The organism is Pseudomonas sp. JH-2 (assembly GCF_036231725.1).
Taxonomy (GTDB): domain Bacteria; phylum Pseudomonadota; class Gammaproteobacteria; order Pseudomonadales; family Pseudomonadaceae; genus Pseudomonas; species Pseudomonas delhiensis.
In genome coordinates, this window is the sequence record NZ_JAZAQP010000006.1 from 105,088 (window position 1) to 117,798 (window position 12,711).

Here is a 12,711-nt window from a genome sequence, read left to right on the forward strand (position 1 = left end):
GCCGTACTGCCGATCAGCCGCGGGTGAGCTTGGCCACCGCGCGTTCCAGGCGATCCAGGCCTTCGTCGATGTCGGCGTCCTCGATCACCAGGCTGGGCGCGAAGCGCACCACGTCCGGGCCGGCCTGCAGGATCATCAGGCCTTCCTTCTCGGCGGCGTTGAACACGTCCTTGGCCTTGCCCTTCCAGGCATCGGACAGCACCGCGCCGATCAGCAGGCCGAGGCCGCGGACCTGGGTGAAGATGCCGTATTCCTGGCCGAGCTTCTCCAGGCGCGCCTTGAAGCGCTCGTGCTTGGCGCGCACGCCTTCGAGCACCTCAGGAGTATTGATCACATCGAAGGCCGCGCCAGAAACCGCGCAGGCCAGCGGGTTGCCGCCGTAGGTGGTGCCGTGGGTGCCCACCACCAGGTGCTCGGCGATCTTCGCGGTGGTCAGCATGGCGCCGATGGGGAAGCCGCCACCCAGGCTCTTGGCGCTGGAGAGGATGTCCGGGACCACGCCGTAGTGCTGGTAGGCGTAAAGGTAGCCGGTACGGCCGAAGCCGCTCTGCACTTCGTCGAAGATCAGCAGCGCGTCGTGCTCGTCGCACAGCTTGCGCACGCCTTCCAGGTAGGCCTTGTCGGCCGGCAGCACACCGCTCTCGCCCTGCACCGGCTCGATGATCACGGCGCAGGTCTTGTCCGAGATGGCCGCCTTGAGCGCGTCCAGGTCGTCGAACGGGATGTGGGTGATGCCCTCGACCTTCGGCCCGAAGCCGTCGGAGTACTTGGCCTGGCCGCCGACGTTGACGGTGAACAGGGTGCGGCCGTGGAAGCTGTTGACCATCGAGATGATCTCGTACTTCTGCGGACCGTAGACGTCGTGGGCGTAGCGGCGCGCCAGCTTGAGCGCGGCCTCGTTGGCCTCGGCGCCGGAGTTGGCGAAGAACACCCGCTCGGCGAAGGTGGCGTCGATCAGCTTCTGCGCCAGGCGCAGGGCCGGCTCGTTGGTGAACACGTTGGAGACGTGCCAGATCCTGTTGGCCTGCTCGGCCAGCGCGCCGACCAGCGCCGGGTGGCAGTGGCCCAGGGAGTTGACGGCGATGCCGCCGGCGAAGTCCACCAGCTCGCGGCCGCTCTGGTCCCAGACTCGCGAACCCTGACCACGCACCGGGATGAAGGCGGCCGGAGAGTAGTTGGGGACCATCAACTGGTCGAAGTCGGAGCGTTGTACCTGAGCATGCGGAGCGGACATCGGTGTTCTCCTGCCTGGTGAGGCGGCTATCGATGGAAGGATTGTAGGGACGAAAGACCGGTTGGCATTGCCGCCAAGCGACAACTTCTTATAGCGCCAACCCGTGGATTTCCGAGGCTTTCGGAAATGCGACAGAAAGCGTCGGTAAGGCGCAGTGTAAAGCCAGGGAGGGCCCGCGGGTACAAGGCGCGGGGGAATTTGTTCGATGGCCGGACAGGGGAAGGTTGGGTGGGGTTTTCGTGGGGGAGAGAGGACGCCTGGCCCTTCCTCTCCGGGACGCTCGGCGTTGCCGGGAAATCCCGATTGTTCGCGAGCAAGCTCGCTCCTACGAAAAGCCCACGCAGCACCGCGCTTGCTCTTGTAGGAGCGAGCTTGCTCGCGAAGGGGATTCCCCGGTGGCTACAGCGCCTGGACTCGGCTCCGCCCCTCTCCCTAACCCTCTCCCTGAAGGGAGAGGGGACCGTTGGGCAGACGCGGATGTACAGGAGTTAGCCGGCAACGCCGAAAGCCTCAGGCTAAGACCATACCTTCTCTCGGCACGGACAAGCCCCCTCTCCCTTCAGGGAGAGGGCTGGGGAGAGGGAACGCGGCCAAGCCCAACGTCAGCGTAACCGGGAGCCTCCCCCGCTCCACTCACCCCCGCTCGCCAGGCCCCGGCGCACCATCGGCGACACCCTGCCCACGACGCTGATTACGGTCCTCACGAGGGGTCACGCCAAAGAAGTTGCGGTAGGCGCTGGAGAAGTGCGGGCCGCTGGAGAAGCCGCAGGACAGGCCGATCTGGATGATCGACTTGCTGGTCTGCATGAGCATCTGCCGCGCGCGGTTCAGGCGCAGTTCCAGGTAGTACTGACTGGGCACGCGGGTCAGGTACTGCTTGAAGATGCGCTCCAGCTGGCGGCGCGACACGCAGACGTGCTGGGCGATCTCGTCGGTGGTCAGCGGCTCCTCGATGTTCGCTTCCATCAGCAGCACCGCCTGGGTGAGCTTGGGGTGGCTGGAGCCCAGGCGGTTCTTCAGCGGAATGCGCTGGCGCTCGCTGCCCTCGCGGATGCGCTCGACCACCAGCTCCTCGGACACCGCGCCGGCCAGTTCCGCGCCGTGGTCGCGGGACAGCACCGCCAGCAGCAGGTCGAGCACGGCCATGCCGCCGCAGGCGCTGAGGCGGTCGCGGTCCCACTCGAACAGGTGGTTGGTGGCGATGACCTTGGGGTAGCGCTCGGTGAAGTCGTCGTGCCAGCGCCAGTGCACCGCGGCGCGGTAGCCGTCGAGCAGGCCGAGCTGGGCCAGCGGGTAGATGCCGGCGGACAGCGCGCCGACGCTGGCGCCGCCGCGGGCCAGCTGCTTGAGGGCGGCGGCCAGCGGCGCGGAGACCTGCTGCGGCGCCTCGTCGGCGACCAGGAAGACGCGCTGACACTGCTCCAGCACGCCTTGCCAGGCCTGCCCCGGCAGGCGCCAGCCGTCGCCCTCGGCGGGCTGCTCGGCGTTCATGAACACCGGGTCGTAGAGCGCTTCGGGGTGCAGGCGCCGGGCGACCCGCAGGGCCTCCTCGGCGAGCGCCAGGGTCAGCGCGCGGGTCTGGGGCCAGAGCAGGAAACCGATGCGTTGGGCAGTCATGCGGAGGCTTCTGTCGACTTCTTCGGGGGACAGCTTACTTCAAGCTGCCGGAAAGGAACTGCTTCAGACGCTCCGATTGAGGGTTGGCCAACACCTCTTTCGGACATCCACGCTCTTCCACCAGGCCCTTGTGCAGGAACACCAGCTGGTTGGAGACCTCGCGGGCGAAGCCCATCTCGTGGGTCACCACCACCATGGTGCGGCCTTCCTGGGCCAGGTCCTGCATGACCTTGAGCACCTCGCCCACCAGCTCCGGGTCCAGCGCCGAGGTCGGTTCGTCGAACAGCATCACCTCCGGCTCCATGGCCAGGGCGCGGGCGATGGCCACGCGCTGCTGCTCGCCGCCGGACATGTGCGCCGGGTAGGCGTCCTTGCGGTGCGCCACGCCGACCTTGGCCAGGTAGTGCTCGGCCTTCTCCAGGGCTTCCTTCTTCGATACGCCGAGCACGTGCACCGGCGCCTCGATGACGTTGTCCAGGGCGCTCATGTGCGACCACAGGTTGAAGTGCTGGAACACCATCGACAGGCGCGAGCGCATGCGCTGCAGCTGGCGGGTGTCGGCGGCCTTGAGCGCGCCGTCCTTGTTCGGCACCAGCTTCAGCTCCTCGCCGTTGAGCAGGATCCTGCCGGCGTGGGGCTGCTCCAGCAGGTTGATGCAGCGCAGGAAGGTGCTCTTGCCCGAGCCGGAGGAGCCGATGATGCTGATCACGTCGCCCGCTTTCGCCGCCAGGGAAACGCCCTTGAGCACTTCGTGGGTGCCGTAGCGCTTGTGCAGGTCTTGGATTTCCAGTTTGTACATGTCGGTTACTCGAATTCAGTCGTTGATCAGCCGGCCCGTACGGAACGGCTCACGCCCGGCCACCTTGGCCATCCAGTGTCCTGCCAGCGCGTAGCGCCCCCGCTCCAGGGCGAAGAGCACGCCGGCGGTCCCGGCGTACAGGGTGCTGACCTTGTCGTTCAGCGGGTCCACCACCTCGAACAGCGCCTCGCCCTTCTCCACCCACTCGCCGGCGCGGCGCAGGAAGCTGACCACCCCGGCATGGGGCGCGGCGAGGTATTCGGTGCCCTCGAAGGGCATGCCTTCGCAGCACTCGGCCGGCGCTTGCGGCCAATCGCCGGCGATCAGCCCCTGTTCGGCGAGGAAGGCCAGGATCGCCTCGGCGTTGGCGCGCGCCTGCTCGACGCGGGTGTCGCCCATGCTGCCCAGCTCGACCGTGGTGGCCATGCACGCCGCGGGCAAATCCGCCTGTGGATAGGCACGGGCCAGGCGCAGCCAGGGCAGCGAACAGGATTCGTCGAAGGAATTGCCGCCGGAATCCTCCGCCAGCAATGCCACGCCCGCCTTCAGCCGCGCCGCCAGGGAGCGCCACTGCGGCCAGTGCTGGGGAATGGCGTAGAGGTGGATGCAGGCCTCGAAGTCGCAGTGCAGGTCGAGCACCACGTCGGCGTCGCAGGCATGGCGCAGCAGCAGGCGTTGCAGGCCCTGCAGCTCGGAAGTGGCCGGCGCCAGCGCGTCCAGGGCTTCGCGCATGTGCTGGCGGACCAGTTGCACGTTGGCCGGTGCGTCGGCGCCCAGCTGGCCGGCGACGCGCGGCTCGACCAGGGACGCCAGGTCGACGAAGCCGCGGTTGAAATTCTGCCCGCTGCTGGTCTCGAAGCGCCCGAGGTGGCTGGCCTGCAACCACTGGCCGAGGCCGACGGGGTTGGCCACCGGCACCAGCTCGACCGTGCCGAGCAGGCGGCCTTCGGCCTCCAGCGCGGCCAGGCGCAGCTTCAGCTCCCAGGCGGTGCGCATGCCCGGCAGCTCGTCGGCGTGCAGGCTGGCCTGGATGTAGGCCTTGCGCTCGCCGGCGCCATAGCGGAAGACGCTCAGGCGGCGTTCGGCGCCGAGGCTGGCGCAGGGCAACAGGTGATCGATGCGTTGCATGCTCCGCTCCTCCGCCTCAGTGCTTGCGTGGCGCCAGGTAGGCCAGCCAGCGGCGTTCGGCGGCCTTGAACAGGCGCACCAGGATCAGCGTCAGGATCAGGTAGAAGACCCCGGCGGTGATGAAGGCCTCGAACGGCAGGTAGTACTGCGAGTTCACGGTGCGCGCGGCACCGGTGATGTCCACCAGGGTGACGATGGACGCCAGGCTGGTGGTCTGCAGCATCATGATCACCTCGTTGCTGTACTGCGGCAGCGCGCGGCGCAGCGCCGAGGGCAGGAGGATGCGGCGGTACATCTTCAGGCGCGACATGCCCATGGCCTTGGCCGCCTCGATCTCGCCGTGGGGCGTGGCCTTGAGGCTGCCGGCGAGGATTTCCGCGGTGTAGGCGCTGGTGTTGATGGCAAAGGCCAGGCAGGCGCAGAAGCTGGCGTTGGACAGCCAGGGCCAGAAGGCGCTGTTGCGCACCGCCTCGAACTGGGCCAGGCCGTAGTAGATCAGGAACAGCTGTACCAGCATGGGGGTGCCGCGGATAACGTAGGTGTACAGCCAGGCCGGCAGGTTCACCGCCGGGCGCTTGGACACGCGCATCAGCGCCAGCGGCACGGCCAGCAGCAGGCCCACGGCCAGGGAGATCAGCAGCAGCTTGAGGGTCACCAGCAGGCCGCTGAAGTACAGCGGCAGGTTTTCCCAGATGACGGTGTAGTCGAAGATCATCGCGTGGCTCCCCTTACAGTTCCGCGACCTTGACGCCCACCGAGTAGCGGCGCTCGAGCAGGCGCAGCAACAGCAGCGAGACGCTGGTCACCACCAGGTAGAGGGCGGCGACGAACAGGTACCAGGTAAACGGCTCGCGGGTGGCGTCCGCGGCCTGCTTGGCCTTGAACATCATGTCCTGCAGGCTGACCACCGAGATCAGCGCGGTGGCCTTGACCAGCACCAGCCAGTTGTTGGTGAAGCCGGGGATGGCCAGGCGGATCATCTGCGGCACCTGCACGCGGAAGAACACCTGCAGGTGGCTCATGCCGTAGGCGAAGCCGGCCTCGGCCTGCCCCTTGGGGATGGCCATGAAGGCGCCGCGGAAGGTTTCCGAGAGGTAGGCGCCGAAGATGAAGCCGAGGGTGCCGACGCCGACGACGAAGGGGTTGAGGTCGATGTAGTCGTCGTGGCCGAGCAGCGGCGCCACGCGGTTCACCAGGTCCTGGCCGCCGTAGAAGATCAGCAGGATCAGCACCAGGTCGGGCACGCCGCGGATCACCGTGGAATAGGCGTCCCCGCACCAGGCCAGCCAGCGGACGGGCGACAGGCGGAAAGCCGCGCCGACCAGGCCGAGCACCGCCGCCAGGGCCATCGACAACAGGGCGAGCTGGAGGGTCAGCCAGGCACCATCGACGATGGTGGCCGCGTAACCGTTGAACATGGTCAGCACCTCATGCAACCGCTCGCCGCAGCGGCGAACGCAGAACGACGGGCCACGCCGCCCGCAGCCCGGAAACCGACGACAGTCGCCTAGACGCCCGCCGCCCAATAAAAAAGTGGCACAAACTTCAGGTCTCGGCCCGGGTTTGCGCCACTTTTCGGTCAGGGGTCAGTTCGAACCGTAGACGTCGAACTTGAAGTACTTGTCCTGGACCTGCTTGTACTTGCCGTTGGCACGGAGCGCGGCGATGGCGGCGTTGAACTTGCCGGCCAGGGCGCTATCGCCCTTGCGCACGGCGATGCCCACGCCTTCGCCGAAGTACTTCTCGTCGGTCAGCTGCGGGCCGACGAAGGCAAAGCCCTTGCCGGCGTCGGTCTTGAGGAAGCCGTCGTCGAGGTTGACCGAGTCGGCGACCACCGCGTTCACGCGGCCGGCCACCAGGTCCATGTTGGCTTCCTGCTGGGAGTTGTAGCGCACCACTTCCACGCCGGCAGGGGTCAGCTCGCCGGAGGCGTAGCGGTCCGCGGTGCTGCCGCGCAGCACGCCGACCTTCTTGCCCTTGAGGTCGGTCAGCGGGTCGTTCAGCGCCGAGCCTTCCTTCATCACGTAGCGGGCCGGGGTGTTGTAGTACTTGTTGGTGAAGTCCACGGACTTCTTGCGCTCGTCGGTGATGGTCATCGACGAGAGGATGGCGTCGATCTTGCGCACCTTCAGCGCCGGGATCAGGCCGTCGAACTCCTGCTCGACCCAGGTGCACTTGACCTTCATCTCTTCGCACAGCGCATTGCCGATGTCGACGTCGAAGCCGGCCAACTGGCCATCGGGGGTCTTGAAGGAGAACGGCGGGTAGGCCGCTTCGATGCCGATACGCACGGGCTTGTCGTCGGCGTGGGCCATAGCGGTGATAGCGGAGAGCGCCAGCGCGCCGAGAAGTGCGAACTTCTTCATCAGTAACTCCTTCGAGGGTAGGACTTCGATTGGCAGGAGAAAGGGGTTGGCCCAGGCTGCCCGTGCAGAAGTGAAGGTTCTTGTCGTCTGCGCGCATTGCCGTGGCGGGTTTCTCGTGGAAAACCACGCCATCCAGGGTGAGCGGCATTCTAGCGACAGCCCCTGGGCGGTTATTTCTTCAATGCGACAACTAATTATAGAAGCGCCGGAGAGCGGGCTTCGACATCTTGACGGGGCGGATTTTAGGTGATCAAGGCGGGAATAGTAAAACCTATATTCACTGCAGGTATCGGGCCATGATATGAATACCTCAGTAATTACGAGGCCTCCAGCCCGGAGGCGGGTTGATGGACGTCGGAAAACACGCACGGGAAGTGTGCGAAATGTTTCCGGGCGCCTCATTTTGTCGCAGCGGGGCGGGTAGTGTTACCGCATGCCATTCGGCGTCGGGCGCCAACCTGTAGGAGCGGGCCCTGCCCGCGATTCGCGCGCAGGGCGCGCTCCTACATGGAATGGTACGGGGGGGTGGCGTAGGAGCGGATCTCATCCGCGAATCGCGCCGGGACGGCCGGCTATCGCGGACAAGGTCCCACGACGGTGCATCCCTGGGACCGCAGGAGCGGACTCTGTCCGCGATTCGCGCGCAAGGCGCGCTCCTGCACGTAGGATGGGTGGAGCGAAGCGATACCCATCGTCCCGACTCAGGCCAACCCGGTGATCAGGTCCAGGGTTTCCGGGTGCCTGGCCAGCAGGCGGATCAGCAAGGTGGCCTGATCGTTGGGGCGCGAGCGGTTCTGTTCCCAGTTCTTCAAGGTCGCCGGCGCGGCATGGAGGAGTCGGGCGAAGACCGGCTGGGACATGTTCAGGCGTTCGCGCAATGCAGCTATTTCCTCCCCCGTCGCCGGCGACAGCGGCGCCAATTCGACCTTGTGGGTTCGCAAGGTGATCTTGCCCTGGCGCTCTGCCGCCAAGTCGTCGAAGCCTTCCAGCAACTCGGCAAAGATGTCGCGCTTGCTCATCGCCCCGTTCCTCTCGATTTCAATTCCGCCTGCAGCAGCATGGCCAACTGGTTTCTCTGCCGTTCGTTCAAATCATCCTGCTCATCCTTGTCGTACAAGGTGAACAGCCAGAACTGGGCACCACCCAGCCAGCAGTGATGGATCACTCGCAGCCCTCCCCGCCTTCCCTTGCCACGCCTCGGGTCGCCGAAGCGGATCTTGCGCAGGCCACCGGTGCCAGCGATCACGTCCCCGGCGTCAGGTCGCGTCAGTAGAAGCTGCTGGAGCAACCGAAACGCATCGTCGTCCAGGTAGTGACGGCGATTGCGCTCGAATGGGGATAGCTCGACAAATGTGGCGTTCATATCATATGCGCTATTAACGTATATTTTTGAAGCCACAGACTGCATGGCTACAACCATGCGGGTCGATCGACCGAATAAGACAGCCCTGTAGGAAATCAGCTCAGCGCACAAAGAAAAACGCCCCGGCAAGCCGGGGCGTCTTTCGTTTCAGCGGCGGATCAGGCGGCTTTCATCGCCCGGTGGGTGTCCACCAGGTGCTGCACCACGCCCGGGTCGGCCAGGGTGGAGATGTCGCCCAGGGCGTCGTACTCGGCGGTGGCGATCTTGCGCAGGATGCGGCGCATGATCTTGCCCGAGCGGGTCTTCGGCAGGCCCGGGGCCCACTGGATGACGTCCGGGGTGGCGATCGGGCCGATTTCCTTGCGTACCCAGGCCTTGAGTTCCTGGCGCAGCTGCTCGTTGGCTTCCTCGCCGGCGTTCAGGGTGACGTAGACGTAGATGCCCTGCCCCTTGATGTCGTGCGGTACGCCAACCACCGCGGCCTCGGCCACTTTCGGGTGGGCGACCATGGCGCTCTCGATCTCGGCGGTGCCCATGCGATGGCCGGAGACGTTGAGCACGTCGTCGACGCGGCCGGTGATCCAGTAGTAGCCGTCCTCGTCGCGGCGGGCGCCGTCACCGGTGAAGTACATGCCCTTGAAGGTCTTGAAGTAGGTGTCGACGTAGCGGTCGTGGTCGCCGAACAGGGTGCGCGCCTGGCCCGGCCAGGAGTCGAGGATCACCAGGTTGCCCTCGGCCGCGCCCTCGATGATGTTGCCCAGGTTGTCCACCAGGGCCGGCACCACGCCGAAGAACGGCTTGGCGGCGGAGCCCGGCTTCAGGGCGTGGGCGCCCGGCAGCGGGGTCATCAGGCAGGCGCCGGTCTCGGTCTGCCACCAGGTGTCGACGATCGGGCAGCGCGACTGGCCGACGGTCTCGTAGTACCACTGCCAGGCTTCCGGGTTGATCGGCTCGCCCACCGAACCCAGCAGGCGCAGGCTGGAGCCGTCGGCGCCTTCGACCGCGGCCTTGCCCTCGGCCATCATGGCGCGGATGGCGGTGGGCGCGGTGTAGAGGATGTTGACCTTGTGCTTGTCGACGATCCTGGCGACGCGGGTGATGTCCGGGTAGTTCGGCACGCCTTCGAACAGCACGGTGGTGGCGCCGTTGGCCAGCGGGCCGTAGACCACGTAGCTGTGGCCGGTGACCCAGCCGATGTCGGCGGTGCACCAGAAGACTTCGCCGGGGCGGTAGTCGAACACGCGCTCATGGGTCAGCGAGGCGTACACCAGGTAGCCGCCGGTGGTGTGCAGCACGCCCTTGGGCTTGCCGGTGGAACCGGAGGTGTAGAGGATGAACAGCGGGTCCTCGGCGCCCATTTCCTTGGGGGCGCAGGTGGTGCCGGCGACCTTCATCAGGTCTTCGTACCAGACGTCGCGGTGCGAGTGCCACTTGATGTCCGAACCGGTGCGCTTGCAGACGATGATCTTCTGCACGCTGCTGGTTTCCGGGTTGGTCAGGGCGTCGTCGACGTTGGCCTTGAGCGGGGTCTTCTTGCCGCCGCGCACGCCTTCGTCGGCGGTGATCACGATCTTCGAGCGGCAGTCGATGATGCGGCCGGCCAGGGCTTCGGGGGAGAAGCCGCCGAACACCACGGAGTGAATGGCGCCGATGCGGGTGCAGGCGAGCATGGCCACCACGGCTTCCGGGATCATCGGCATGTAGATGGTCACCACGTCGCCGCGGTGCACGTCCTGGCCGCGCAGGGCGTTGGCGAACTTGCAGACCTGCTCGTGCAGCTCGCGGTAGGTGATTTCCTGGTGCTCGGACGGGTCGTCGCCTTCCCAGATGATCGCCACCTGGTCGCCGCGCTCGGCGAGGTGACGGTCGAGGCAGTTGTAGGAAACGTTGAGGGTGCCGTCGGCGAACCACTTGATGTCGACGTGGTGGTCGTCGAAGGAAGTCTGCTTGACCTTGGTGAAGGGCTTGATCCATTCCACCCGTTGGGCCTGCTCGCGCCAGAAGCCGTCGGGGTTGACCACCGACTGCTGGTACAGCTTCTTGTAGGTGGCTTCGTCGGTCAGGGTATTGGCGGCCACTTCGGGGCGCACGGGATACACGGATGCCGCAGTCATGACACGTTACCTCGGTTCGGAGTGTTGTTCTTGTTGGGACCAAGTTGTAACGGCCGGGGTGCGCAGGGACCATACGACCATGGTCTTACCAATCCTTAGTCGTAGTGATAAGCCCCATCAGCCCGGCTGACGGGGCCTGCGGCAATGCGTCACAGTCCCAACAGACGAGGCAGCCCGAGGGAGATCAGCGGTACGTAGGTGATCAGCAGCAGGAACGCCAGCAGCACGCTCAGCCACGGCAGGGCCGCGCGCACGGTGGAGCCCAGCGGCATGCCGGTGACCGCCGAGGTGACGAACAGGTTGAGCCCCACCGGCGGGGTGACTAGGCCGATCTCCATGTTCACCACCATGATGATGCCCAGGTGGATGGGGTCGATGCCCAGCTCCATGGCGATGGGGAAGAGGATCGGCGCCAGGATCAGGATCACCGCCGACGGCTCCATGAAGGCCCCGGCGACCAGCAGCAGGACGTTCACCAGCAGCAGGAACTGCCAGGGCCGCAGGCCCAGGTCGACCATCCAGGCGGTGACCTGCTGGGGAATCTGCTCGGTGGTCAGCACATGGGCGAAGAGCATGGCGTTGGCGATGATGAACATCAGCATGATCGACAGCTTGCCGGACTCCAGCAGCACCCGCGGCACCTCGCGCCAGGCCAGGTCCTTGTACACGCACAGGGCCACCCAGGCGGCATAGATAGCCGCCACCGCGGCGGCTTCCGTGGGGGTGAACAGGCCGCCGTAGATGCCGCCGAGGATGATCGCCAGCAACAGCAGCCCCCAGCCCGCCTCGCGCACCGCCCCCAGCACCTGCCGCAGGCTGGCCCGCGGCAGCGCCGGCAGGCGGCGCACCCGCGCCACCACGTAGATCGCCAGCATCAGCACGACCCCGAGCAGCACGCCGGGGACCACCCCGGCCATGAACAGCTTGCCCACCGACTGCTCGGTGGCCGCGGCGTAGACCACCATGACGATCGATGGCGGGATGAGGATGCCGAGGGTGCCGGCGTTGCACAGGATGCCGGCGCCGAAGGCCTGCGGGTAGCCGGCGCGGACCATGCCGGCGATGGCGATGGAGCCCACCGCCGCGACCGTGGCGGGGCTGGAGCCGGACAGCGAGGCGAACAGCATGCAGGCCAGCACCGCGCCTATGGCCAGGCCGCCGCGGATGTGCCCGACGCAGGCGTTGGCCAGGGCGATCAGCCGCCGCGCCACGCCACCGGTGGTCATGAAGGCGCCGGAGAGCAGGAAGAACGGGATGGCCAGCAGGGTGTAGTGCTCGCTGGTCTCGAACAGCTTGATGGCCAGCGAGCGCACCGAGTCCTCGCTGAACAGCATGAGCGTGAGCGAGCCGGCCAGGCCCAGGGACACGGCGATGGGCACGCCGATGAACATCAGCGCGAACAGCAGGATGAACAGGAACAGCACCGTCATGGCCGCGTCTCCTCGGTGTCCTGCAGCTTCAGCGCCTCGGCGGCCTCGTCGGCCAGGCCGAGCCCGGTCTGCCGCCCGCGCAGGATGCGCACCAGCACCTCGAGGAAGCGGACGAACACCAGGGCGAAGCCCAGCGGCACGACCAGCGCTATGTGCCATTGGCGCACGCCGAACCGGGCTAGGTCCTCGGCGCCGATGCCGGCGCCGCGCAAGGTGCTCACCCAGTCGAAGCTGCCCACCGCGAGCAGGCCGGCGTAGGCCATGCAGCACAGGCAGGCGAGCAGGCCGAGCCAGCGCTGCATGGGGCGCGACGCCAGGCGCACCAGCACGTCCACGCCTATGTGCCCGGCCGTGCGCACGCCATAGGCCAGGCCGAGGAAGATCAGCCCGGCGAACAGCGCCTTGGTCAGCGCATTGCTCCAGCTCATGTCCTGGGCCACGCCGAGGATGGCATCGCCCACGGCGTAGCTCGGGCCGCTGATGGCCGGCCAGGTATCGCCCAGGTCGTAGAACAGGGTGAACACGTTGGTCACCACCACGTAGAAGAATGTCACCAGCGCCATGGCCGCCAGCAGCAGGGCGATGAGGCCCTCCTCCAGGCGCTCGCAGGCACGCTTGAGTCGTTGCATGGCTTCGCTCCGGAATGGTTCGCAAAGACGG

The 12,711-nt window shown here is 66.6% G+C and carries 12 protein-coding genes; all 12 read right to left on the bottom strand.

Translation table 11 applies throughout. The annotated features are described in order from the left end of the window. Positions 1-13 precede the first annotated feature (13 nt). Positions 14-1,234, bottom strand: a complete 1,221-nt coding sequence (locus VV867_RS06280; RefSeq protein WP_328565883.1) for an aspartate aminotransferase family protein — start codon at positions 1,232-1,234, stop codon at positions 14-16. 633 nt (positions 1,235-1,867) lie between these two features. Further along, the gene (argR, locus tag VV867_RS06285) at positions 1,868-2,851 is read right to left on the bottom strand and encodes a transcriptional regulator ArgR (protein ID WP_109931929.1); all 984 of its coding nucleotides are present in this window, start codon (positions 2,849-2,851) and stop codon (positions 1,868-1,870) included. 34 nt (positions 2,852-2,885) lie between these two features. Next, a complete protein-coding gene (gene aotP / locus VV867_RS06290; protein ID WP_328565884.1) occupies positions 2,886-3,650 on the bottom strand; it encodes an arginine/ornithine transport ATP-binding protein AotP in 765 nt (254 codons plus the stop codon). Between the two features lie 15 nt (positions 3,651-3,665). Next, positions 3,666-4,778 (bottom strand): succinylglutamate desuccinylase/aspartoacylase family protein, encoded by a 1,113-nt coding sequence (locus tag VV867_RS06295; protein WP_328565885.1) that lies wholly within the window; start codon positions 4,776-4,778, stop codon positions 3,666-3,668. Positions 4,779-4,794: 16 nt separating this feature from the next. Next, the gene (locus tag VV867_RS06300; protein WP_089391834.1) at positions 4,795-5,493 is read right to left on the bottom strand and encodes an ABC transporter permease; all 699 of its coding nucleotides are present in this window, start codon (positions 5,491-5,493) and stop codon (positions 4,795-4,797) included. 13 nt (positions 5,494-5,506) lie between these two features. Continuing rightward, positions 5,507-6,196: an ABC transporter permease gene (locus VV867_RS06305; protein WP_089391835.1), complete on the bottom strand. Its 690-nt coding sequence runs from the start codon at positions 6,194-6,196 to the stop codon at positions 5,507-5,509. A 168-nt stretch (positions 6,197-6,364) separates the two neighbouring features. After that, positions 6,365-7,144: an ABC transporter substrate-binding protein gene (locus VV867_RS06310; protein ID WP_009620740.1), complete on the bottom strand. Its 780-nt coding sequence runs from the start codon at positions 7,142-7,144 to the stop codon at positions 6,365-6,367. A gap of 701 nt (positions 7,145-7,845) precedes the next feature. Further along, positions 7,846-8,163 (bottom strand): helix-turn-helix domain-containing protein, encoded by a 318-nt coding sequence (locus VV867_RS06315; RefSeq protein WP_328565886.1) that lies wholly within the window; start codon positions 8,161-8,163, stop codon positions 7,846-7,848. Then, positions 8,160-8,507: a toxin gene (locus tag VV867_RS06320; RefSeq protein ID WP_328565887.1), complete on the bottom strand. Its 348-nt coding sequence runs from the start codon at positions 8,505-8,507 to the stop codon at positions 8,160-8,162. The genes VV867_RS06315 and VV867_RS06320 overlap by 4 nt, the downstream gene beginning before the upstream one ends. A gap of 158 nt (positions 8,508-8,665) precedes the next feature. Continuing rightward, a complete protein-coding gene (gene acs, locus VV867_RS06325; RefSeq protein ID WP_109931919.1) occupies positions 8,666-10,621 on the bottom strand; it encodes an acetate--CoA ligase in 1,956 nt (651 codons plus the stop codon). Positions 10,622-10,770: 149 nt separating this feature from the next. Continuing rightward, positions 10,771-12,051, bottom strand: coding sequence for a C4-dicarboxylate TRAP transporter large permease protein DctM (dctM, locus tag VV867_RS06330; RefSeq protein ID WP_109931917.1), 1,281 nt, complete (start codon positions 12,049-12,051; stop codon positions 10,771-10,773). Next, complete coding sequence (locus tag VV867_RS06335) at positions 12,048-12,680, bottom strand: TRAP transporter small permease (protein WP_328565888.1); 633 nt, start codon at positions 12,678-12,680, stop codon at positions 12,048-12,050. The genes dctM and VV867_RS06335 overlap by 4 nt, the downstream gene beginning before the upstream one ends. Positions 12,681-12,711: the final 31 nt, after the last annotated feature.